Source organism: Paraburkholderia jirisanensis (genome assembly GCF_054782355.1).
Window position 1 is genome coordinate 297,169 of record NZ_BAAGSQ010000033.1, and the last position, 22,955, is coordinate 320,123.

Here is a 22,955-nt window from a genome sequence, read left to right on the forward strand (position 1 = left end):
AGAGAATGGTTCTCCGACCTACCCGCCGCGCGCGCTTCGTTGCACTGACAACCGCCTTGTCGGCGCTGGCTGCGCTGGGCGTCTTGACGAGCCACGCCGCGTACGCCGACAACGACGGCCCGGCCGTCGTCACGCCGGTCGACAACAGCAGCACGCGGATTCAAACCACCGTGCTGGCCGCGGATTCGAATACGTCGAGCGGTTCGGTCACACCGGCGGCCAATGGAACCGCGGGGACCACCCGCGCCCCCGCGGCCGCGAGCCGCCCCGCGCCGACCGGCGCGGTCACGTCCGCGCCGCCGGCGGCCAATGCAGCGCCCGGCCAGGTGGTGGTGGCCGGCAAGGTGCCCGACGAATCGACCAAGGCGGCCGTGCTCGCAAAGCTGCGCGACACCTACGGCCCGGCCAACGTGGTCGACCAGATCGAGATCGCCGACGTCGCAACACCGGCGAACTGGAGCGCGAACGTACAGAAGCTGATCGGCCCGCAGCTGAAGCAGATCAGCAAGGGTCAGCTGAAAATCGACGGCACCAATATCGACGTGAAGGGCGAAGTGCGCAATGAAGCACAGCGCCAGCAGCTCGCCAGCGACATGGCCAACCAGCTGAACCCGACCTATACGATCAAGAACGGGCTGCGCGTCAGCACGTCGGAACAGGGGCTACTCGACCAGACGCTCGCGAACCGCACGATCGAATTCGAAACCGGCAGCGCGACGCTGACGCCGCAAGGCCGCGCGATTCTGGACCAGATGGGCGCGGTGCTCGCGAAGATGACGACACGCAGCGTGGAAATCATCGGGCACACCGATGCGTCGGGTAACCGCACCACCAATATCGCGCTGAGCCAGGCGCGCGCGGATGCGGTGAAGGGTTATCTGGTGGCCAAGGGGATTTCGCCGCAACAGCTGACCACGCTCGGCGTCGGCCCCGATCAGCCGATCGCGTCCAACGATACCAACGACGGGCGCGCGCGCAACCGGCGCATCGAATTCCGCACGGGGTCGTAGCAGGCGCTGCGCGAGCAGGCCGGGCGCCGCCCGGCCTGTGCCTCACCTAAGCTGGTCTGATGTCGCTCAAGCTTTTGTCCTCGTCAAGCCTTGTCGTCGGGCTTCACGCCGAGCATCTCGCGGATATGCGCGAGCGAGCCGTCATCTTTGACAACCGTGGCAAGCCATTGATGCAACGGCATGTCGGCCCACTCCGCTGCCTTGTCGGCCAGATAAGCGGCCGGGCTGTGCGGCTCGGTATGGCGGAAAAACCGCGCTACCGCACGCAACTGCGCCACGGCCTGCGCGCGCGTCTGAATCACGCCGGACGCACCAACCGGCGCAGGCGTAGTCGGCGAATGCACGTGATACTCCTCCTGCGATGGGGTGATGAACGATGGCTCGGCGCGCTCGGGCCGCTCGGGCGCTTCCTGCTGCGCCTTGGCGGCCGCTGCCGTGCCGAGGTTCGCACCGATGTCTTTCGCAAAACGCTCGGCGAGCCGGTACACCGCCTGGTACGCGTCCTTCGCCTGCCGGAAGCTCGGCGCGGCATCGCCTGCGCGGCGGTCGAGTTCCTGCTCGAGCGATAGCATCGCCGCTTCGAAGCTGCGCAGGTCGGCCAGCAGCACCACGTAGAACGAAGTAGGCGTCGCCCGCTTGGAAGCCTCGATCTGCTCGATCGACGGCTTGCCGCGCGTGATTTCATCGGCGTTTTCCGGGTCGCGCTTGACGGCCTGCGCGACGTGCGTTGCCACATCCCAATCGAGTGTGCTGTACGCGCTGTCCGGCGCCTGCGTCAGCGGCAGCGCGCGCAGCAGTTCGGCGCTGCGGCCGAGCAGCCAGCCGATATGGCCGACACGATATTCGACGTCGTCGCCATCGGCGAGCGGATGCACGTGGTCCCAGTAGCGTTCGCACAGCCCCGCGAGCAATGCGTAGCCTTGCGTCAAGCCAGTCGCGCCCTCTTCGATCGCCAGCGCCTCGGCGAGCCACACGGCGAGCCGCAGGTCTTTGGTCTGGGTTTGCAGCAGCGCGCTGCATTGCTCGGCGACGAATGGCCAGTCGGCTTCCTTGATGTCGGTGACCCATTCGCCCTGGTCGAGCGATGCATCGTCGAAACGACGCGCATGCTGGATCGCATCGAATTCCGCGGAAAACAGCATGTCGTCGCCGCACGGCGAAGCGCCGTTGACCGGTTCGAGCAGCGTGATGTAGTTGGTCGGCATAGTGTTGGAATCAGGCGATCGTATAGTCGAATTCGCCGCTTTCGGTGGCACGCGCACCGATGCTCTGGATCGGCCGCGCATCCGCGATCCGTTCGAGCACCTGCTGCGCGATTTCCGGCAATAGCGTGCCGTTCAGGATATGGTCGACGTTGCGCGCGCCCGAATCCACTTCGGTACAGCGCGCGAGTACCGCATCGACCAGCGATTCGTCCCACTCGAACGTTGCCTTGTGGTTCGCGTCGATGCGGCGGCGGATCCGCTCGAGCTTCAGCTCGATGATTTCGGCCAGCACGTCGTCGGAAATCGGATAGTACGGCACCACCTTTACGCGGCCGAGAAAGGCGGGTTTGAACACCTTGTGCAGTTGCGGGCGCAGCGTTTCGGCCAGCGCGTCGGCATCGGGTAATTCTTCGGCGCTCCTGTTCAGGCACGCCTGCATCACCGCCGACGAGCCGACGTTCGAGGTCAGGATGATCAGCGTATTGCGGAAGTCGATCTCGCGGCCTTCCGCGTCGTCCATCATGCCCTTGTCGAACACCTGGAAAAACATTTCGAGCACATCCGGGTGCGCTTTCTCGACTTCGTCGAGCAGCACCACCGAATATGGATTGCGCCGCACGGCCTCGGTCAGCACACCGCCCTCGCCGTAACCGACGTAACCCGGCGGCGAGCCCTTCAGGCCCGACACGCTGTGCGCCTCCTGATACTCGCTCATGTTGATCGTGATCATCTTGCGCTCGCCGCCGTACAGGATGTCGGCGAGGGCCAACGCGGTTTCGGTCTTGCCGACGCCTGACGGGCCGACGAACAGGAACACGCCGCGCGGCTTGTTCGGGTCTTCGAGACTGGCGCTCGCGGTGCGCACGCGCTGGGCGATCGCGTCGAGTGCGTGGTCCTGGCCGATCACGCGCGCGGCCAGCAGGTCCTGCAGGTTCAGCACGGTGCGCAATTCGTCCTTCACCATGCGGCCTAGCGGAATGCCGGTCCATGCGGCGACGATTTCGGCGACTACGTGCGCGTCGACCTGCAGCGGCACCATTGGGGTGCCCTTCTGCAATTCGGCGAGCGCGGCTACGCGTTGTTCGAGCTGTGTGCGCAATTGCGCAGCGGACGGTTCGTTTGCAATGTTGTCTGCGCGTTTAATGCTCTCCGCTCTGTCTGCGCCTTCAACGCCGTCTGCGCCCACCGCACCCGCCGCGCCGTTGCGCGCGGCCTCAAGCTGCTCGCGCAAGCCGACAATTTCCGTAACCAGCGCGTTTTCCTTGTCGAAATGCGCCTGATCTTGCGCCAGCGCCTTTGCGTCGGCAGCACGTTCGTCACGCAACACAGCGAGCCGTTCGTCGTGCGCTGCGCCGCTGGCCGCTTCGCGTTCGAGCGAAGCGATCTCCGCATCGATGCGCTCCAGACGCTTCACCGCATCGTCGATCGCGGCAGGCGATGCGCTTTGCGCCAGCGCGACTTTCGCGCAAGCGGTATCGAGCACGCTGATCGCCTTGTCCGGCAGCTGGCGCCCGCTGATATAGCGATGCGACAGGCGCACGGCCTCGGTGATCGCTTCGTCGAGAATGCGCACGTTGAAGTGCTTTTCCATCAGCGCCGACATGCCGCGCAGCATCGCCGCCGCGAGCGGCTCGGACGGCTCCTCGATCTTCACCACCTGGAAGCGCCGCGCGAGCGCCGCATCCTTCTCGAAGTACTTCTTGTATTCGCTCCACGTGGTGGCCGCAATCGTGCGCAATTCGCCGCGCGCAAGCGCGGGCTTCAGCAGATTGGCCGCATCGTTCTGCCCCGCCGCGCCGCCGGCACCGATGATCGTGTGCGCTTCGTCGATAAACAGGATGATCGGATGCGCGCTCTTCTTGACCTCGTCGATCACGCTCTTCAACCGGTTTTCGAACTCGCCCTTCACGCTCGCGCCGGCCTGCAGCAAGCCCATATCGAGCACATGCAGCGCGACGCCGCGCAATGGCGCCGGCACGTCGTCGGCGGCGATGCGCAGCGCGAGCCCTTCGACCACCGCGGTTTTGCCGACGCCGGCCTCGCCGGTCATGATCGGGTTGTTCTGGCGGCGCCGCATCAGGATGTCGATGGCCTGGCGGATCTCGGCTTCGCGGCCGATCACCGGGTCGATATGGCCGTCGCGGGCGCGCTGCGTCAGGTTGGTCGTGTAGGTGTCGAGCGCGGGGGTTTTCGACGCGCCCGTGCGCGGCGTCGCGACGTCGCCGCTGTCCGTGTTCGTCGCGCTGTCCGGCGCGGCGCCAGGCGCGGCTTCCGCTTCGCGTGAGCCTTGCGTTACTTCGTCGAACTGATGCTTCAGGTCTTCGACGCGCAGCTTCGCGAACTCCGGCGACATGCGTTGCGCGAATTGCGCGAGATCCGGCGCAGTCAACAGCGCGAGCAGCAGATGCCCCGAGCGGATCCGCCCGATGCGCGAATCGAGCGACGCGATCAACCACGCCTTCTCGAACAGCTCGATCAGATGCACCGAAAACACCGGCGTGCGCGTATTGCCGGTTCGCAGGCGCTCGAGCTCGCGTTCCAGATCGGCGCGCACCGCATGCGCGTCGACGTCGCTCGCGCGCAGCACCAGCGGCACGTCGCTGCCCGCTTCATCGAGCAGCGCGCCGAACAGATGCTCGAGATCGACTTCGTAGTGGCCGCGCGCCAGACAGCGGCTCGCGGCCTGTTCGGCAGCCTGCCGGCAGGTCGGGTTCAGTTTCGCGATCAGGGTCTTCAGTGGCGTGCTCATGGCGTGCGGTTCGGTATCCGTTAGCGTGTTGGTCTAAACCTGTCAGATCAGGCGCATCTCGTGTGTATGTCGCTGTGCGTCACGGCGGGGTCATACATAGCGTCAGGGAATCACCTGCAACGCATAGCGTGCGTCGCCGCGGTCCTGGTTGGCGGCCTGCGTGCACATGAACGCATCCCAGCCGAGGCGCGAGCCCTTGCCGAGCACCACCGTGCCGACATCCGCGCGGCGCAGGAACAGGCGCACCTCGTATTCGAGCGTGATGCCCGACAGCAGCACCAGCATCCGTTCGAGTGCGACGGCACGTTCCGCACCCGGCAGAAAGGCCACGTAGTCCTGCTTGCTGAGCGGCCCGATCGCAAGGCGCACACGCATGTCCCGCTGCCACACGCGCGCGCCGGCCAATGCCGTCGCACCGAGCAGCGCGTTCGATTTGCCGAGTTCGGTCAGCTGGTCCGGCGGCACATCGTACCAGCGGCCGACGAACTGCTCGACGCGCACCGGCGCCTTGAAGTAATCGGACAGCGTGCGCTGCAGGTACGCAGCCGACACCGGGCGATGGCGCGCGGCGATCGCATAGCCGGCGATCGCTTCGTCGAATACCGTGCCCTTGCCCTTTTGCAGGTTCTTGCGCGTATCCGCTTCGGCGACGCCGGCCAACGCCAGCAGCAGCGGCAGATAGCGTTCGTCGCGATCGAGTTCGTAGTGAAACGGCAGCCGGTACTTCTTCCACGCCGCGTAAAACAGCGCGGTCGCACGGTTCGAAAACACGTCGAAGAATTCGCGCGCCGCGCGGTCGCGGTTTTGCTGCTCGCGGCCGATCAACTGTTCGGTGTAGTGCAGCGGCAGCGCGCCCTGCGCGCCGAGCATGCCGAAAAATGCCGGCGTCATATCGACCTTGCGCACGGTCGCGTCGGCCAGTGCCGCGCTACGTTGCGCCTTGTCCTTCAGCGCCGTGCCATCCTCGCTATACGACAGCACGCGTTCGATTTCGCTCGGCGGAAAGGCCAGCGACAAGGTCGAGCGGAACATCACGCGCTGTGCGACCACATCGCCCGGACGCGCCGACGCCGGCTGCCCGAACCAGCGCTCGAGCAGCCGCACCGCCTGGAAAAATTCGAAGCGGTACGGCTCGTCGAGCAGCTGCTCGACTACGCCAGGATCGATTCGCCGCTGCGCGGTTTGCATCGCAGGATCTCCTCGCCAGTGCGCTTCGACACGGCGACCAGTTGCACAAAGCTGTTCAGATGAACGTACAGCCCGAAAAAGCGGTCCAGCACGCCGACGAACGACGCGAGGCTCGCGCCGACGAAATTCTCCTCATCGATCGTGAGCCGCACTTCGAGGCCGCGCACGAAGGTGGCGAACGGATTGCCTGGCAACCACTGCACCGCCGCGCGCCGCTCGATGCCGACAATCCCGTCGACGTGCCGCACCGATACCGCCGAGCGCCGCAGATCGTACAGCGACAGCACTTCCTTTAGCGCGGCGAGGCCGGTGTCGGTCAGCGACACGTGGTTTAACGCCAGATGCGAAATCAGCCGCCAGTGCGCGGCGCGGCCGCGTTCGAAGCGCACGCTCGGGGTCGGCCGGCGCAGCAGCGTGGCGGCGCGGCTCAAGCTGTGATCGTCGATAAACAGGTCGCCGTTGTCGAGGCCCACCATCAGCTGCGACGGCAGATCGCGATTGGTGCAGGTCAGATCGAGCGACAGCGTATCGGTTTGCGCGACGGTCGGTTCGAAATCGACGTCGACCACTGAGATTTCGGTTTCGTAGCCCGGGCTTTGCTGCGCAACCGCTTCGTTGCGGCGCGCGAACCAGTAGTAGCCCGCGCGCTCGGCTTCGCCATGATGCAGCGAATAGAACGGGCGAAACTCGTTGACCGTTTCGCTATGCGCCTGCTGACGCACCAGATGCACCGAATCGATCGAATACACCTCGTAAGCCCACGCGTGGCGCGCGACGGCCAGCACCGGGTACGACACGCTCTGGTGGCTCACGCGGATCGGCTCGCCGTGCTGGCGAAACAGATTGACCACCGGCGCGCAGCCGAGCCGCAGATGCTGCGTACTGAAGCTCTCCAGCAGCCGCGCCAGATGCGAATCGCCGCGCACGTCTTTCAGCACGATATGCAGCGTCAGGCGCTTGCAGCGGCCGGCAGCGCGCGTCAGCGCGGCGAGGTCGAAATCGACGAAGCTGAATTTGTCCGGAAACGCGAAGTATTCGGTCAGCAGGCGATAGGCCGGATGCGAGCGTGCCGGGTAATCGATCAGCGCATCGGTCTCGTCGAAGCCGGCCTGCTCGACCGGCATCGTCTTCAGGCGCGTCCACACGCCGCTGCGGTCGGGCTCGACGTAGGCCGCCACCGCGTGAATGAACAGGCAGTCGGCCAGCGCCGCGACCAGCGATTGTTCACCATGTAGATGCGCACGCAACCGGTCGAGCTTCAGCGTGCGCAGATCGTCCGACGCGCTCGCTTCGAAGGTGATCGCCAGCACACCGGTCGCGTTGACCGGCAGCACCGTCGCCGCCGGTGCGAGCGCAAGCGGCGTGTAGTGCGCCGCGGCGATCGTGAGCGGCGCCAGCGTCACGTCATAGGCGGTGCGGAAGCGGTACTGCACCCCTTGGATCCGCCGCGATTTCAGCTCGGTGCCGCGTTCGATCACCACCGGCGCGCTCAGCGCGGCCGCCTCGGGCGCGAGGCCGAGCTGCGCGATCGAGCACGCGGGAAATGGCCGCAGATAGTGCGGATACAGCACCTCGAACAGCGCTTCGGTGAATTCGGGGTAGTCGTCGTCGAGCTTCTTGTTGATGCGCGCGGACAGCAGCGCAAATGCTTCGATCATCCGCTCGACGTGCGGATCCTCGCTATGTTCGCCCACCTGCGTGAGCCGCGCGGCGATCTTCGGATAGCGCTCGGCGAAATCCTGCGAGTAGCGGCGCAGAAACGACAGCTCGCGCTCGTAATACGGCAGCAACTCTTCCATAACCTGATCCCCGGGCCCAACCTTTATCTGTACCGGCAGCCGCGTCGCGCACGCTGCCGGCTCATGCCGCCGGCCCGCGCGGTTACGGTGTTCTCGGGCGCGAGCGTGTGACCGAATACTGCAGCGTCGAAGGCTGCAGCATCGCGTCGAAATTGACCGGCTCCTGCGCGGGATGCACCACCAGCAGCGCCTGGATCGCGAAGTACAGCGCGTTGGTCGACTGCTCGTTCAGCTCGAGCTTGACGCCCACGTCGCGCAGACGCGGCTCGTGCCGCATGATCGCCTGCTGGATCGACTTGCAGATAAACATGCGGTCGTAGTGGCTGGCCAGACTCAGGCCCGAGAAGTCGTTCAGGCCGTAGGTCAGCACCGAACGCTGGCATTCGGGCAGCTGTTCGAGCGCCTCCTCGGTTAGCGCGATGCGCGTGTTGAGGATCGCTTCGACGTCGCGCGCGACGTTCGCTTTCAGCTCGTCCAGCGACAATTGCCGCATCGCGGCCGAGGCCGGAAGATGCGGTTCGTCGTCGAACAGCTTGTCGAAAAAACTCGGTTCGAATCGCTTCATCGGGCGGAAATGGCTCGACCTCCGGCGCGATGGTCTGCGGGGCCGCACACGTGGCAAACGTTGCACACGTCACGCGTACTACGTGCCGCGCGTGCACCGTGCGCGCGCCCCGCTGTCATCACACTGCGTACGTCTTGTCGTTCTTCGTCAGGCTCCAGGCGCCTTGCGCGTTGCCGCCCTGGTTGCCGCCGACCTTCTGCTGCGTGTACTTCCACTGCACCGCGGCGTACTTCAGCGAGAACTGCTCGCTCGGCAGGCCTTCGCCCACCACGCTCGGCGTGACGCTCGATACGATCACGTACTTGAGCTTCACTTCGAGGAACTTGATGCGGTTGCCTTCGCCATCGGCACGCATGAAGTCGATCGTCACTTCGTCGAACGTCGTGCCGCCCGATGCGTGCTGATACAGCAGCGGGCTGACCACGTCGATGTCTTTCGTGAACATCATGTCGCCGTGCTCGCAACGCTCGGCGGTGTGGCCGCCGGCGGTCGACGCGGTGGCCGAACGCGGTTGCGTGATCGAGTGATTCCACGAATCGATTTCAATCCAGCCAGCGTGGTCCTTGTCTTGCGACTCGCCCTTGATAGCAGGATTGCCAAATTTCAGGTAAATGTCCTTCATAGCCCTTCGACTCCCCAGAGAGGTGGTTTTTCACAGCAGGCCCGGCCGCCCCCCGGCCGGGTAAAGGAAACACACGGAAACAATCGAGGCAAGCTTGAACGAAGCGGTCTTATGAGTTCGCCGGTTTCGGAAGATCGGCTACGAGACGCAGCGAGATCGACAGCTCGTCGAGCTGGAAATGCGGGCGCAAAAACGCGACCGAACGATACGAACCCGGCTTGCCTGGAATCTCCGCGACCTGGATCGACGCTTCGCGCAGCGGGAATTGCGCTTTCTGTTCCTGCGATGCGTTGTCGTCGAGCAGCACGTATTGCGAGATCCAGCGGTTCAGAAACACTTCGACGTTCTGCGCCGAAGCGAAACTGCCGATCTTGTCGCGCATCATCGCCTTCAGGTAGTGCGCGACGCGCGATACCGAGAAGATGTATTGCAGCTGCGCGGACAGCACGGAATTCGCGTTCGCGCTATCGGTGTTGTACTTCTTCGGCTTTTGCACCGACTGTGCAGCGAAAAACGCGGCGTAATCCGAGTTCTTGCAGTGCACGAGCGGAATGAAGCCGAGGTCGCTCAGTTCTTTTTCGCGGCGGTCGGTGATCGCGATTTCGGTCGGGCACTTCAGCGCGATTTCGCCGTCGTCGGTCTTGAAGGTGTGCGTGGGCAGGTCTTCGACGAGACCGCCGCCTTCCACGCCGCGAATCGCCGCGCACCAGCCGAAGTCGTCGAATGCGGCGGTCAGGCGCGCCGCAAATGCCCACGCAGCGTTGCACCACAGGTACTTGCTGTGATCGGTGCCGTCCACCTCTTCGACGAAGTTGAAGCCTTCCGCGGTCGCGCCGTCTTTCGGGTTGAACGGCAGGCGGCCGAGAAAGCGCGGCAGCGTGAGACCGACGTAGCGCGAATCTTCCGAATCGCGGAACGACTTCCACTTCGCGTATTCGACGGTGTCGAACACCTTGCCCATATCGCGCGGCTTGCCGAGATCGGCGAAGCTCTCGAGGCCGAGCAGTTCCGGCGACGACGATGCGATGAACGGTGCATGTGCGGCGGCCGCCACATGCGCCATCTGCTCGATGAAGTACATGTCTTCCGGCTGGCGTGTGATTTCGAAATCGCCGACCAGCGCGCCGAACGGCGCACCGCCGAAGGTGCCGAACTCTTCTTCGTAGACCTTCTTGAACAGCGCGCTCTGATCGAATTCGATCGCGTTCTTGAAGTCGCGCACGAGGTCGCGCTTCGGTGCGTGCAGCGCCTTGATCTTGATGGTCGAACCGGTATTGCTTTCCTTGCACAGGTAGTCGAGGCCGCGCCACGTGCTTTCCATGCGCTGGAATTCCGGCGCATGCATCACCGCGCTCAGCTGATTGGAGATCAGCCGGTCGAGTTCGGCCACCCGCGCATCGATCGTGGCCGACAGGTTGTCGGATACCACCACGGTGCCTTCGAGCACCTGATTGACGAGCTCGCCGATCAGGTCTTTCGCGCGCGCGTGTTCGGAATCGGATTTCGCTACCTTGCTTTTCTCGACGATGTCGTCGAGCAGCGTGCTGCCCTCTTCTGCCTGCGCGCCGGAAACCGGCGCCGCTGCGGTTTGCTGATTCATGTCACCCCCGAATGCGTGTGTGGCCTTAGCTGTTCTCGTCCGAACGGTCCGCGTCGTCAGAGGTCTTTGCGTTGCCGGCCAACGCCTGCAATTGCTGCGTGTTTCTCAGCACATCGCCGAGCAGATCTTCGAGCTTGTCGTTGCCGGCCAGCTTGTTGCGCAGATCGGCGAGCTTCGAACGCGCTTCGAGCAGCTTGCGCAACGGCTCGACTTGCGCCACCACCTGGTCGGGATCGAAGTCGGACATCGAACGGAAGTGCAGATCGACCGCGAACTTGCCGCCTGCATCGGACAGGCGGTTTTCCACCTGATACGCAGCACGCGGCTCGATGCCCTTCATCACGTCATCGAAATTGTCGCGGTCGATATTGACGAACTTGCGATCGCGCAGCTTCGGCTGGTCGATTTCGGATTGCCCGGCAAGATCGGCCACCACGCCGACGACGAACGGCAATTCCTTGATCTCGATTGCATCGCCGCGCTCGACTTCATACGTCAGTTGAACGCGTGGCGGACGAACTTTTTGAAGACGTTTCTGGATGCTTTCTTTTTTGGCCATCGTCGGCTCCCTCGTGCGTGTGGTCGTGCGTGCAGATCAGGCTGTCAGGAATTCAGCGCAACGCACTGAACGGGTCGGAGGCGCCGCCGCCGCGTGCGGCTTTGGCCGTTGCAGCAGCCGGTGCCGTGATCGCCGGCGCCTGAACGTTGGCGGCTGCGTTCGTGGCTGCCGAGGTTGCCGCTGAAGTGGCTGCCGTGGTGGCTGCGCTGGTTGCCGCATTCGTTGCAGAGTTCGTGGCCGTGCTGCCGTCGGTCGCTGCTGCATCGGTACCCTTCGCGGACTTCGCGATACGGCGCACCACGCGCTTCTTTTTCGGCGCAGGTTTGTCCTGCACTTCGGCCGGGAACAGCGTGGCCTCGCCGAGCGTATCGCGCAGTTGCTGCGCGAGCGTCTGCGCATCCGATTTCGCATCGCCCGCAAGCGATGCATCCTGGCGCAATTCGCCGAGCGACTGGGTCGCAACCCGCAGCCCCGCCACCGCGAGCACGCTCTTGGCCGCGCGGTCGGTCTGATCGCGCTGCAACGCTTCTTGCGCGGCGACGATCGCCTGACCGTAATGACCTTGCTGGAACTGGATCTGCGCAATACGCGCCCACGGCTCTTCGCGCGTCGGGTCCTGCTTGGACAATTGTTGATAAAGCGCCATTGCGCGGTCCTGATCGCCATTCTTGGCAACCGTGTCCGCATCGCTCAATGCTTTATTGAAGGCCTCCGGCGTAGGCGGCGCAGTGTTTTGCGTCGCGCATCCGGCAATCACCCCACATGCCACTACCAGGCTCGACAGAGCCGGGAAAAAGCGCTTTTTCATCGTTGTTTCACCGATGTGCGAATGTTTTAATTCAGGAAGAAAGCAGGTTTTGCTTTGCACTAAGTGCGCGCGTATAGTACAGGCCAATTTTTATTAATTCAACTTTCATGTGAAGAGCAAATCATCAGCTAGTCGTAACGTTGATAGGTGTTGATAGGTCGATAACACCGCAATAGCACAGACATGACACAGGCGCGAACACAATGAGCAACAACAATGATCGGCAACAGTGAGCGACAGCAAAGCGGGACAACAATGAGCAGCGACAATGCAGCAGAATTTGTTACCGGAATCGATTCATATCGCATCAACTGAACGGCAATACTTTCCGGTCAGCGCCACTGAAGCCCACTATCCTGCTTTTCGCAATATTGGCTGCCGCGGCGAATGATTAAATAACGGACTTAAACCGGCATTTTTTAAATGGGGAGGCCGCCACGATGCGGCCAGCAGATAAATGAATACGCGCGTAATGCACACAGCGTCGCTCTGTACCATTGGTCTTACGGCGGCCTTGCTGCTGTCGGGGTGCGCGGCGGGCGTCGGCGTGCTCGCCACGGCCGCCCAGTCGGCGCTGCAGGTGGCCGGCATCGGCAAGCCCGAGGTGCCCGATGCGCAAAAGCCGCCGCTCAATATCGGGTTGACGCTTTATGCGGCCTCCAACCTCAATGCGGCCAACGACAATCATCCGCTCGCGCTGGTGGTTCGACTGTACGCTCTAAAAGATCCAACCTCTTTTCAACAGGCGCCATTCGATACGTTTACTGATCCGGCACGCGAAAAAACCACATTGGGCGGCGACTTGCTGAGCGTGCGCGAAGTGACGCTGATTCCGGGCCAGCGCTATGCGGTCAGTGAAAAGGTATCGCGCGAGGCACAGGCATTCGGTATCGTCGCGCTATTCCGCGATCCGGCGATGCAGCGCTGGAAATTCGCATTCGATCCGGGAAAGTCGGAGAAATCCGGCATAATGGTCAGCCTGCATAGCTGCGCGATGACGGTCACCAGTGGCACGGTGATCCAGGCAGACCAGGGATTGCCGTCGCAGTCGCTGAATATGTTGTCGTCGATCAGTTGCGGCTAAGCTTTTTCACACCAGGGCCACTGCAGTTGCCATTGAAAGTGACCGGACGATGTCATTGTTAAACTTTTTTGCGTCATGCATCATCGGGGCTTAAAGCGAATTGAAAGGCGGCTTGAAAGACCGGCTGGAACGCTTTAAAACGTCATTGTCGCGCGCTGGCGAGAGGCGCGTTCGCTATCTGAATCGCATAAAACAGGTTTGACATGAGTTATTCCGCGAAGGTCCTCTGGGGAGAAGGCCTTTTCCTGAGGCCGCAGCATTTCCAGCGGCAGGATGCTTATCACGAAGCCCGGTTGTTCGAGTCGATCCAGGCGATCCAGCCGTACAACTGGGGCGTGCGCAGCGTCGTGTTCGACCGCGACTCGCTCACCAACAACGTGCTGCGCGCCACCAGTCTCGCGCTGGTGTTTCCGGACGGCGCGCTGTATGCGGCGCCGCAGGCCGACGATCTGCCCGCACCGGTTTCGCTGAATACGCTGCCCGAGGGCCTTTCCGAATTCACGTTCTATCTGGTGTTGCACCCGGTGCGCGAAACCGGCTCGAACTATGCGCCGGAAGAAGACGGTTTTGTGTCGCGCTACGTGAGCCGGCAGAACGTGGTGGCCGATCACTACACGGATGCCGCCGAAGCGGACATCACGTTCCTGAAGGCGAGCGTCAAACTGCTGTCGCAGAACGAACCGCGCGACCAGCTGCTGTCGATCCCGCTCGTGAGGATTCGCCGCACCGCGACCTCCGGTTTCGAATTCGACGAGTCGTTCGTGCCGCCGTGCCTCGCGATCGATGCATCGTCGCTGCTGCATACGCGCTTGCGCCAGCTGATCGACGCGTTGCAGGCGAAGGTCAGCGCGCTGTACGGTTTTCACCGCGAGCCGACCAAGAACATCATCGAGTTCCGCTCCGGCGATATCGCGTCGTTCTGGCTGCTGCACACCGCGAATGCCGCATTCGCGACGCTCACGCACCTGTACCAGCACACGGCGCTGCATCCCGAGCGGCTGTTTCAGGAATTGCTGCGGCTCACCGGCCAACTGATGACGTTTTCGAAGGGCTATTCGCTCGCCGATTTGCCGCAGTATCGCCATGAGGAACCGGGGCCGCCGTTCGACAAGCTCGACAAGATGCTGCGCGAACTGCTCGAAACCGTGATCTCGACGCGCTACTTCGGCATCGCGCTCGAAGAGGTGCGGCCGTCGTTCCATGCGGGCCGGCTCGATTCCGGCAAGATCGACGACAAGACGCAGTTCTTCCTTGCGGTATCGGCCGACCTGCCGGCCGTCGAACTGGTCGAAGCGGTACCGGCGCGCTTCAAGGTCGGCGCACCCGACGACGTCGACAAGCTGGTGCTGTCGGCGATGCCGGGCGTGCGGCTCGCGTACACGCCGCAGGTGCCGCCGGCGATTCCGGTGCGCCCCGGCGCCTGCTATTTCTCGCTCGAAGCGCGTGGCGAGCTGTATGACCGGATGTTGCAGTCCCGCTCCGCCACGATCTACGCGCCGTCGGGCATCAACGACCTCAAACTCGAACTGATCGCCGTCACGCCATGAGCCACGCCCCGTCCCTCTTCGATACCCATCCGCAGACCCTCGCAGCGGCACCGTCGGCGAGCCAGCCGAGCTATCAGGTGCGCTCGCTGCTCGATCTGCTGTATGACGGCTTCTTCATGCTGTTCCTGCTGAAGAACGGCCGCGAGCCGGGCGACGCCGGTGAGTTCATGAACCGCATCCAGCAGTTCCTGAACGACTTCGAGCGCGGCGCGAAAAAGCTCAATGCGAGTGCCGAAGATATGTACGCGTCGAAATTCGCGTTTTGCGCGGCGCTCGACGAGCTGGTGCTGTCGTCGTCGTTTTCGATCCGCACCGCGTGGGAGCGGCGGCCGCTGCAGCTCGCGCTGTTCGGCGAGCAACTGGCCGGCGAGAAGTTCTTCCAGTACCTCGAGGAATGCCGTGCGCAGGGCGCCGCGCGGCTGCAGTCGCTCGAGGTGTTTCATATGTGCCTGATGCTTGGCTTTCAGGGCAAGTATCTGCTGGAAGGGCCGGAAAAGCTCGCGTATCTGACCGCGCGCGTCGGCGATGAGATCGCGCAACTGAAGGGCAAGCGCGCGCCGTTCGCACCGCATTGGGCGCTGCCGGACCAGATCAAGCACCGCCTGAAGCGCGAGGTGCCGCTGTGGACCATCGGCGCGGTGTTCGCGTTGATCGCGCTGGGCGCATTTCTCGGGCTCAATGCGTATCTGCGCGATTCGACGCTGAAGACGTTGACGCCGTATTCGCAGATCATCCGGTTGGGGCCGCAGTCGGCGAATCTGACGATTTCGCTGCCTTAGAGTGCGGGTCCGGACGTAAGCCTGGACGTAAGCCCGCAGGCAAGAGCAAAAACAAAGGCGTGTTGCGTGACCCTCCGGTCACGCAACACGCCTTTTGTCATGGGGCGCGGCGCGCGCCTTTAAACCGTGCCTTAAAGGGCCTTTAACCCGCGCCTTTAAAGCAGGCCTTTACGCGGTCTAGCCGCTTACTTGGCGAACAGCGAAGCCATATTCGCGAACGCCTTGATCTCGACTGCGTTACCCGACGGGTCGAGGAAGAACATCGTCGCCTGTTCGCCCACTTCGCCCTTGAAGCGGATGTGCGGCTCGATGATGAACGACGTGTTCACGGCCTTCAGCTTCGCGGCCAGTTCTTCCCATTGCGGCACCGACAGCACCGCGCCGAAGTGGCGCACCGGCACGCTGTCGCCGTCGACCGCATTGGTCGCGCGATGGCCGCATTCGCTCGGCGCCAGGTGCGCGACGATCTGGTGGCCATAAAAGTTGAAATCGACCCATTCGTCCGAACTGCGGCCCTCGGAACAACCGAGCAGGTCGCCGTAGAACGCGCGCGCGGCGGCGAGGTCGTGCACAGGGAACGCGAGGTGGAAAGGCGGCATCGCCGCTTGCGTGGTCGTATCGGTCATCGTGGGGCTCTCTGGCGAAAAATCGTGCTGGGTACGGGTGTTTGGGCGGAAAACGCTGTTCCGTGCGCCAAGTGTACATATAAACAAAATTGTTTATAAGCGATATGATTTCGCTCTCAGCTCCACAAAAATTGATGAATCGACAACGATGATCCGCGAACTCACTACCCTCGTCGCCGTCGCGCGGCACGGCACCTTTGCGGCTGCCGGCGAAGACATCGGCCTTACGCAGTCTGCCGTCAGCGCGCAGATGCAGCGGCTCGAAGCGAGCCTTGGCCATGCGCTGTTCGATCGCACCGGCCGTTCGGCCACGTTAAACGATGCGGGCCGTGAGGCGCTGGCGCTAGCCGAAGAGATTCTCGTGCTGCTCGCGCGCCTGCAGGACCGCACTGCGGTGTCGCCGCAGGCGGCCGGCCGGGTCAGCGTCGGTGCGATCGCGTCGGTACAGACGTCGTTTCTGGCCGATGCGCTCGCCGCGTTTCGCGGCGCGTGGAGCGGCTGGAAGGTGCGTGTTGTGCCGGGTGTGTCGCTGAGCCTGCTGGGCCAGGTGGATGCAGGCGAACTGGATTACGCGGTGATCATCAAGCCGCCGTTTGCGCTGCCCGCGGAACTGGACAGCCACACGCTCGCGAAAGAGCCGTTCGTGCTGCTCGCACCGCGCGCGTTCGCGCGCCATACGTGGCGCGATGCGCTTGCCGGGCTGCCGTTCATTCGTTATGACCGGCGCTCGTTCGGCGGCGGTCAGGTGGATCGTTTTCTGCGGCGCATGCGCATCGAAACCGACGATGCGATCGAACTGGATGAATTGCAGGGCATCGTGCAACTGGTCGCGCGTGGGCTGGGCGCGGCGCTGCTGCCGTTGACGCCGGGGCTCGGCAAATTACCGCGTTCGGTGATAGCGCTGACGCTGGGCGACGATACGTTTTATCGCGAGATCGTGCTGGTTGAGCGGCGCCGCCGTGAAATGCCGGCTGCGCTCGCGCAATTGGCGCAGTGTTTGCGGGAAGCGGCGCAAAGCGGCGAGGAACAAACGTGAGGCAAATGCTCCGGCGCTAACGTTCACGAATGCCTTGCCGATTCAAGCTCGGTGGTATTCCACTGGCTACGACGCATGGCCTCGGCAAGCATGCCGAGCGTCAACGGCATTGGAGCGGCCCGGCGAAACCGCTTCGACACAAGGCCGAGCAACCCGGATAGCAACTGCTGCCCCTCTGGCCGGAAGTAGCGGCGGTACGGAAAATCCTGCACTTCCACGCCAAACGTCTGGGCCCATTTGTCGATGAATTCGACAGCATCGACGCCCGTGACGCCTAGATCATCTTCAAGGCGGGTGTGAGGCTGCAAAGTGAGTTGGCCGCCGAATAGCGGCCGACCGAGTTCGGTCCGCGCGAACGCTTCCAGCCGATCCCATGTTTCGTCTTTCATCGTGCAATTCGATCCACTGTTAAGAGGCCTTCACCCCCTCCGCAACGGCCCCGTGGTCCCCCGCACGATCAGGTCGGTCGGCACGATATTCTGCGAACTCACCGGCCGCCCTTCGATCCGCGCGAGCAGATAATCCGCGCTGCGCGTACCGATCTCGTCAGCAGCGAGCCGCATCGTGGTCAGCGGCGGCGTCGTGAAGCTCGACACCTCGATATCGTTGATCCCCGCAATCGACAGCTCGGCCGGCACTTCGATACCCGCCTCGCGCGCCTCGGCCAATGCGCCGATCGCCAGCAGATCGGTGCCGCAAATCACCGCGGTGGGCCGCTCCGGACCCTGCATCAGCGCCTTCATCGCCATCTGCCCTTCGATGATCTTGTGCGGCATCTGGATCAGATGCTCGTGGCGCAACTGCAGCCCGCGCGACTGCAGCGCCGCGCGCACGCCGACGATGCGGTCCGCCGCGCGGTCGCTGTGCTGCGTCATCTGCGTGATCATGCCGAAGCGCGTGTGGCCCAGATCGAGCAGATATTCGGCCAGACGCCGGCCCACCGACACATTGTCGAAGCCCACATACGGGTGCGCATGATCGACGGTCCAGCCGTTCACCAGCGGAATCTGTTTTTCCTCGAGCAGTTCGTACAGCGCCGGCGCATGGCTGCGGCCGACCAGCAACAGCCCCGCAATGCCGTCCGCGATCAGCGCGCGCACCTGCTTCAGTTCGTCCTGCTGGTCATAGTAGGAACAGCCGAGCAGCAGCGTATAGCCGGCCTCGCCGATGCGCTTTTGCAGCGCGAACACGCCCAGTGCGAAGTTCTGGTTTTCCAGCGACGGAATCACCGCGCCGATCGTTTTCGAGCGCTGCGATGCCAGCGCGCGCGCCGCGGCATGCGGCGTGTAGCCGAGCTGTTCGGCGATGTCGCGCACGCGCTGCTGCAATTCGGCGGCGACCGTCGCGTTGCCGTTCAGCACGCGCGACACGGTCGCGGTCGATACGCCCGCGGCACGCGCGACGTCCATCACGGAGATCGCATTCGATTTGCGGCGCGACGCTCTCTTTTTTTGTTCGACAGTCAATCTGGCACCCAGCCGGGTCTGGCGAGGCACGCGGACGGCGCCTCAGGCCTGTCACATTTTATAGTGCGCGAAGGGGCGCGTCGAAATTCGCCGATACGTGAGGTGATAAGCGAGCGGATGCGGACGCGGATGCAGGCGCTGCTGCGGCTGCTACTACCGCTCTGCTACTGCGCTGCCGCTGCAAGGCGAATGCTTCAACGCGCAACGTGCAGCACCACAGCCGCCCGCGCCGCCCTCACCGCCTAATCGATGCGCCGCACGTCGCCATCGAACTCGACGATGCAACCAAACCCGCCATGAAACAGCGCCTCGCGCTCGTCTTCGTGCTGGCCACTCGCCGCGATGCGCGCGGCGCCCAGTTCGGCATCGTCCTGCGGCTGATAGCCGAGAAAGCGCGCATTCGCGTTGCTCCAGCGGTTGCGCGCATTGTTCGACACGCCGTAGGCGATCACAAAATGGTAGTCCGGGTGGTCGATGCAGCGCTGCGTCAGCTGCACCATGTCGCGATGGCTGATCCACGTGTTCAGATGACGCGGCGCGCTGACCGTGTCGTCCGCGCGGAACGAGCCGATCCGCAAACACGCGACCGACATGCCGTGCTTGTCCGCATACAACCGGCCGAGCGCCTCGCCGAACACCTTCGACACGCCATAGCGGCTGTCCGGGCGCAGCGGCACCGTGTCGTCGATCATCCGGTCGCGCCGGTGGAAGCCGACCGCATGATTGGAACTGGCGAACACCACGCGTTTCACGCCCGCCTGCCGCGCTGCTTCGAACACGTTGTAGCAGCCTTCGATATTCATATCGCGGATTTTCTGCCACGTGTCTTCGTCGGGAATGCCGGCGAGGTGCACGACCGTATCGACGCCCTGCATCACCGGCAGCAGTTCCTCGAGGCGCGTGATGTCCGCGCTGACCACCTCCTCGCCCGCGCCGGCCGGCGCCTGCGGCGCGATGTCGGCCAGCCGCAGCTGATAGCGGCCCGCGAGGCCCGCACGTAACGCGCGGCCGATGTGTCCGGCCGCGCCGGTGATCAAAACCCGTGTCATGCATCGTCTCCATTCGAATCGGCGGACTCGCGCGGTCGTGCCGCGGCGGCCCGCCTGTGATGTGCTTCGAGATAGGCGTCGCGCGACGGCAGCAGATGCGAGCGGCACAGTTCGATCAACCGCTCGCGGTCGCCGTGCTTGAGCGCAGCGATAATCTGATGATGCTCGGCGCGCGCACGCTCCAGATACTGCGGAAACACGATCGACACCGAGCGGATCGCATGCGTGCGCCGCTCGTATTCGTGGATCGCGTCGACCAGCACGCGGTCGCCGCATAGGGCGAAAAACGCGTGGTGAAACGCCATGTTCACGCGGAATACGCGGCGCAGATCGCCGGCTTGCGCGGCCGCGTCGTGCTGCGCCTGCAACGCGTCGAGCGCGTCGAGTTGCGCGCGCTCGACCGGAAACGGGATGCGGCTCGCTGCGTGCGTCTCCAGCAGCTCGCGCAGGTCGTACAGCTCGGTGACTTCGCGCGCGCTGAACGACTTGACCACCGCGCCGACATTGCGCCGCCGCTCGGCGAGACCGCGCTGTTCGAGCTCGACCAGCACCTGACGCGCGACGTGGCGCTTCAGGTCGAAGCGCGCGCACAGCTCGTCTTCGATCAGCCGCTCGCGCGGATGCAGCACGCCCAGCACGATTTCGTCTTCAAGCTGGTCGGCGATGCGCCGCGAGGTCTCGCCGGTGTTGCGGTCGCGACGGAATGGGCTGTCTGCGTCAGTGTCGGTGTCGGCATCCGTTTCGGGTTCGCGTGCCGCGGTGGAAGCGTGAGCCGCGGTGGCCCCGGTGCGCCCGGCGGCCTTGGCGCGTGCGATGGGCACGGCGCTTTCGCGCGCCGCGGCGGCCGCGTCTTCGTTAGCCGCGGCGCCGTCGGCGCTTGCGTTGGTCGTGGCCCGCCTGGCGGCCGCGGGCGCGGCGGTTTTCGTTCGCCCCGCGCGGGCGGCGAGACGCTTGAGCGTTGCAGCGTCGGTCATACGGAATAACTCCCGCAAAGGTTCGATGCGCGACAGCATAGCCTGGCGCGTCGCCTACGCGGCACGCGTGCGCTCAACGGCAAGCTGCGAGGGCCGTGGCTGCCACGCGCGGCCGCTTGCCGCTTGCCGCTTGCCGCTTGCCGCTTGCCGCTTGCCGCTTGCCGCTTGCCGCTTGCCGCTTGCCGCTTGCCGCTTGCCGCTTGCCGCTTGCCGCTTGCCGCCTGCTGCCTGCTGCCTGCTGCCTGCCGCCTGCTGCCTGCTGCCTGCTGCCTGCTGCCTGCAGGTTGCCCCATGCCACCCGCCGCCGCACCACCGCGCTCAGCGCTTGCCGCCACCCGGCACCGTCGCCACCACTTTCACCGCCTTCAGGAAGTCGAAATCGCAACCCTCATCGGCCTGCGTGATGGTCTCGAGGAACAGCTTGCGGTAGCCGCGCGCCTCCGGGTCCGCCTCGCGCTTCGGCAACGCCGCGAGCCGCTGTGCGATTTCCTCATCCGACACTAGCAGCTCGATCGAACGCTGCTGCACCGACAACCGGATCCGGTCGCCGTTCCGCACGATCGCCAGCGGCCCGCCGATGGCCGCCTCCGGCGTCACGTGCAGCACGATCGTGCCGGCCGCCGTACCGCTCATGCGGCCGTCCGAGATCCGCACCATGTCCTTCACGCCGGCGCGGCCGAGCTTGCGCGGAATCGGAATATAGCCCGCCTCCGGCATGCCCGGCGCGCCGACCGGCCCGATGCGCTTCAACACCAGAATGTCTTCGGCGGTGACGTCGAGCGCCGGGTCGTCGATGCGGCGCGCAAGGTCTTCCGCATCCTCGAACACCACCGCGCGCGCTTCGTGCTCCATCAGCTTCGCATCGGCCGCCGACTGCTTGATGATCGCCCCGCCCGGCGCGAGGTTGCCGTGTAGCACCGCAATGCCGCCCTGCGGGAAAATAGGCCTTGCCATGCTGCGCACGACTTCCTGCGGGAACGGCGCCGGCGCGGCGTCGATCTCTTCGCCGAGCGTGCGGCCGGTGACCGTCAGCGCGTCGAGATGCAGCAGGTCCTTCATCTCGCGCATCACCGTGACGAGGCCGCCCGCGCGATGCAGGTCTTCCATGTAGTGCTGGCCCGACGGCTTCAGGTCGACCAGCACCGGCGTTTCGCGCGCCATCCGGTCGAGCGCGTCGAGATCGATCTGGATACCCAGACGCCCGGCAATCGCCGTCAGGTGGATGATGCCGTTGGTCGAACCGCCGATCGCGAGCAGCACGCGCAGTGCGTTTTCGATCGCCTTCGGCGTCAGGATCTGGTCCGGCGTCAGGCCGGCCTTGATCATCGCGACCGCCTGCGTGCCGGTGCGCTCCGCGACGCGGATGCGGTCCGCGCTGACCGCCGGCGGCGTCGCGCCGCCCGGCAGCATGATGCCCATCGCCTCGGCGATACACGCCATCGTGCTGGCCGTGCCCATCACCGAACAGGTACCGACGGTGGCGACCAGCTGGCTATTCACTTCGTCGATCTGATGCTGATCGATCTGGTCGCCGCGAAAGCTCGCCCAGAAACGCCGGCAGTCGGTGCACGCGCCCACCCGTTCGCCGCGGTGCGAACCGGTCAGCATCGCACCGGTGACCAGCTGGATCGCCGGCACGTTGGCGGCGGCCGCGCCCATCAGCTGCGCCGGCACCGTCTTGTCGCAGCCGCCGATCAGCACCACCGCATCCATCGGCTGCGCGCGGATCATCTCCTCGGTATCCATCGACATCAGGTTGCGCAGATACATGCTGGTCGGGTGCGAGAAGCTCTCCGCGATCGAGATGGTCGGAAACTCCACCGGCAATCCGCCCGCCAGCAGTACGCCGCGCTTGATCGCCTCGATCAGCTGCGGCGCATTGCCGTGGCATGGGTTGTACGCGCTGCCCGTGTTGGCGATCGCGACGATCGGCCGCGACAGCGCGTCGTCCGTATAACCCGCACCCTTGATGAAAGCGCGCCGCAGAAACAGCGAGAAGCCTTCGTCGCCATAGTTGGTCAGGCCCTTGCGCAAGCCACGCTTCGTGTCATCGGTCATCAGTCGGTCCTTGTCTCGATTATCAATAATGTTGACGACGATTCTAACGGGGCTTATAGTGAAGTTCAAGTAAGCGCTTTCTTGTTCGCTTCCTGATAGCCTCGTCCGTTCGTCGTCAAACGGGTAACGCCATGCTGTTGTCCGGGCGTGCTTGCCTGAGCGCGCTTGGCCGACATACCAGGACGCAAGCACGTCGAAGCGCCCCACGCAGTTGCCACGCCCCGGAAATCC

At 64.2% G+C, this 22,955-nt stretch carries 20 protein-coding genes; 5 read left to right on the forward strand and 15 right to left on the reverse strand.

Annotated features, from left to right (window positions below; translation table 11 throughout):
* Positions 1-5 precede the first annotated feature (5 nt).
* Complete coding sequence (locus ACYVNQ_RS33350) at positions 6-1,010, forward strand: OmpA family protein (RefSeq protein WP_460909148.1); 1,005 nt, start codon at positions 6-8, stop codon at positions 1,008-1,010.
* A gap of 83 nt (positions 1,011-1,093) precedes the next feature.
* On the opposite strand, the gene tssA is transcribed toward ACYVNQ_RS33350, so the two are convergent.
* The 9 genes from tssA to ACYVNQ_RS33395 all read right to left on the reverse strand — a co-directional run bounded on the left by tssA (position 1,094) and on the right by ACYVNQ_RS33395 (position 12,105).
* Positions 1,094-2,215 (reverse strand): type VI secretion system protein TssA, encoded by a 1,122-nt coding sequence (gene tssA / locus ACYVNQ_RS33355; RefSeq protein WP_460909151.1) that lies wholly within the window; start codon positions 2,213-2,215, stop codon positions 1,094-1,096.
* 10 nt (positions 2,216-2,225) lie between these two features.
* A complete protein-coding gene (tssH, locus tag ACYVNQ_RS33360) occupies positions 2,226-4,964 on the reverse strand; it encodes a type VI secretion system ATPase TssH (protein ID WP_460909154.1) in 2,739 nt (912 codons plus the stop codon).
* 102 nt (positions 4,965-5,066) lie between these two features.
* Entirely contained in the window at positions 5,067-6,152 is a 1,086-nt protein-coding gene (gene tssG, locus ACYVNQ_RS33365; protein ID WP_460909157.1) for a type VI secretion system baseplate subunit TssG, read from the reverse strand.
* Entirely contained in the window at positions 6,116-7,951 is a 1,836-nt protein-coding gene (tssF, locus tag ACYVNQ_RS33370) for a type VI secretion system baseplate subunit TssF (RefSeq protein ID WP_460909159.1), read from the reverse strand. Before tssF ends, tssG begins: the two co-directional genes overlap by 37 nt.
* Before the next feature lie 82 nt (positions 7,952-8,033).
* The gene (tssE, locus tag ACYVNQ_RS33375) at positions 8,034-8,516 is read right to left on the reverse strand and encodes a type VI secretion system baseplate subunit TssE (RefSeq protein WP_460909161.1); all 483 of its coding nucleotides are present in this window, start codon (positions 8,514-8,516) and stop codon (positions 8,034-8,036) included.
* Between the two features lie 118 nt (positions 8,517-8,634).
* The gene (locus ACYVNQ_RS33380) at positions 8,635-9,138 is read right to left on the reverse strand and encodes an Hcp family type VI secretion system effector (protein ID WP_460909163.1); all 504 of its coding nucleotides are present in this window, start codon (positions 9,136-9,138) and stop codon (positions 8,635-8,637) included.
* A gap of 109 nt (positions 9,139-9,247) precedes the next feature.
* Positions 9,248-10,738: a type VI secretion system contractile sheath large subunit gene (gene tssC, locus ACYVNQ_RS33385; protein ID WP_460909165.1), complete on the reverse strand. Its 1,491-nt coding sequence runs from the start codon at positions 10,736-10,738 to the stop codon at positions 9,248-9,250.
* A gap of 25 nt (positions 10,739-10,763) precedes the next feature.
* Positions 10,764-11,297, reverse strand: a complete 534-nt coding sequence (gene tssB / locus ACYVNQ_RS33390) for a type VI secretion system contractile sheath small subunit (RefSeq protein ID WP_460909167.1) — start codon at positions 11,295-11,297, stop codon at positions 10,764-10,766.
* A gap of 52 nt (positions 11,298-11,349) precedes the next feature.
* Entirely contained in the window at positions 11,350-12,105 is a 756-nt protein-coding gene (locus ACYVNQ_RS33395) for a tetratricopeptide repeat protein (protein ID WP_460911191.1), read from the reverse strand.
* A gap of 472 nt (positions 12,106-12,577) precedes the next feature.
* Between ACYVNQ_RS33395 and tssJ the strand changes: the two genes are divergently transcribed.
* The 3 genes from tssJ to icmH all read left to right on the forward strand — a co-directional run bounded on the left by tssJ (position 12,578) and on the right by icmH (position 15,515).
* Complete coding sequence (tssJ, locus tag ACYVNQ_RS33400; protein ID WP_460911193.1) at positions 12,578-13,189, forward strand: type VI secretion system lipoprotein TssJ; 612 nt, start codon at positions 12,578-12,580, stop codon at positions 13,187-13,189.
* Positions 13,190-13,392: 203 nt separating this feature from the next.
* Positions 13,393-14,736, forward strand: a complete 1,344-nt coding sequence (gene tssK / locus ACYVNQ_RS33405; protein WP_460909169.1) for a type VI secretion system baseplate subunit TssK — start codon at positions 13,393-13,395, stop codon at positions 14,734-14,736.
* Positions 14,733-15,515 carry a type IVB secretion system protein IcmH/DotU gene (icmH, locus tag ACYVNQ_RS33410; RefSeq protein ID WP_460909171.1) on the forward strand — a complete coding sequence of 261 codons (783 nt, stop codon included), beginning with the start codon at positions 14,733-14,735 and terminating at the stop codon, positions 15,513-15,515. Before tssK ends, icmH begins: the two co-directional genes overlap by 4 nt.
* A 185-nt stretch (positions 15,516-15,700) precedes the next feature.
* Here the strand turns inward: icmH and ACYVNQ_RS33415 are convergent, their stop codons facing one another.
* Positions 15,701-16,141 carry a VOC family protein gene (locus ACYVNQ_RS33415; protein ID WP_460909173.1) on the reverse strand — a complete coding sequence of 147 codons (441 nt, stop codon included), beginning with the start codon at positions 16,139-16,141 and terminating at the stop codon, positions 15,701-15,703.
* A gap of 148 nt (positions 16,142-16,289) precedes the next feature.
* Between ACYVNQ_RS33415 and ACYVNQ_RS33420 the strand changes: the two genes are divergently transcribed.
* Positions 16,290-17,177: a LysR family transcriptional regulator gene (locus ACYVNQ_RS33420; RefSeq protein ID WP_460909175.1), complete on the forward strand. Its 888-nt coding sequence runs from the start codon at positions 16,290-16,292 to the stop codon at positions 17,175-17,177.
* Between the two features lie 23 nt (positions 17,178-17,200).
* Here the strand turns inward: ACYVNQ_RS33420 and ACYVNQ_RS33425 are convergent, their stop codons facing one another.
* The 5 genes from ACYVNQ_RS33425 to ACYVNQ_RS33445 all read right to left on the reverse strand — a co-directional run bounded on the left by ACYVNQ_RS33425 (position 17,201) and on the right by ACYVNQ_RS33445 (position 22,724).
* The gene (locus ACYVNQ_RS33425) at positions 17,201-17,566 is read right to left on the reverse strand and encodes a DUF1493 family protein (protein ID WP_460909177.1); all 366 of its coding nucleotides are present in this window, start codon (positions 17,564-17,566) and stop codon (positions 17,201-17,203) included.
* 30 nt (positions 17,567-17,596) lie between these two features.
* Positions 17,597-18,586: a LacI family DNA-binding transcriptional regulator gene (locus tag ACYVNQ_RS33430; protein ID WP_460911195.1), complete on the reverse strand. Its 990-nt coding sequence runs from the start codon at positions 18,584-18,586 to the stop codon at positions 17,597-17,599.
* A 299-nt stretch (positions 18,587-18,885) separates the two neighbouring features.
* Positions 18,886-19,692 (reverse strand): NAD-dependent epimerase/dehydratase family protein, encoded by an 807-nt coding sequence (locus ACYVNQ_RS33435; RefSeq protein WP_460909179.1) that lies wholly within the window; start codon positions 19,690-19,692, stop codon positions 18,886-18,888.
* A complete protein-coding gene (locus tag ACYVNQ_RS33440; RefSeq protein WP_460911197.1) occupies positions 19,689-20,357 on the reverse strand; it encodes a GntR family transcriptional regulator in 669 nt (222 codons plus the stop codon). The genes ACYVNQ_RS33435 and ACYVNQ_RS33440 overlap by 4 nt, the downstream gene beginning before the upstream one ends.
* A 627-nt stretch (positions 20,358-20,984) precedes the next feature.
* On the reverse strand, positions 20,985-22,724 hold the full coding sequence (locus ACYVNQ_RS33445; protein ID WP_460909181.1) for an IlvD/Edd family dehydratase: 1,740 nt from the start codon (positions 22,722-22,724) through the stop codon (positions 20,985-20,987).
* Positions 22,725-22,955 lie beyond the last annotated feature (231 nt).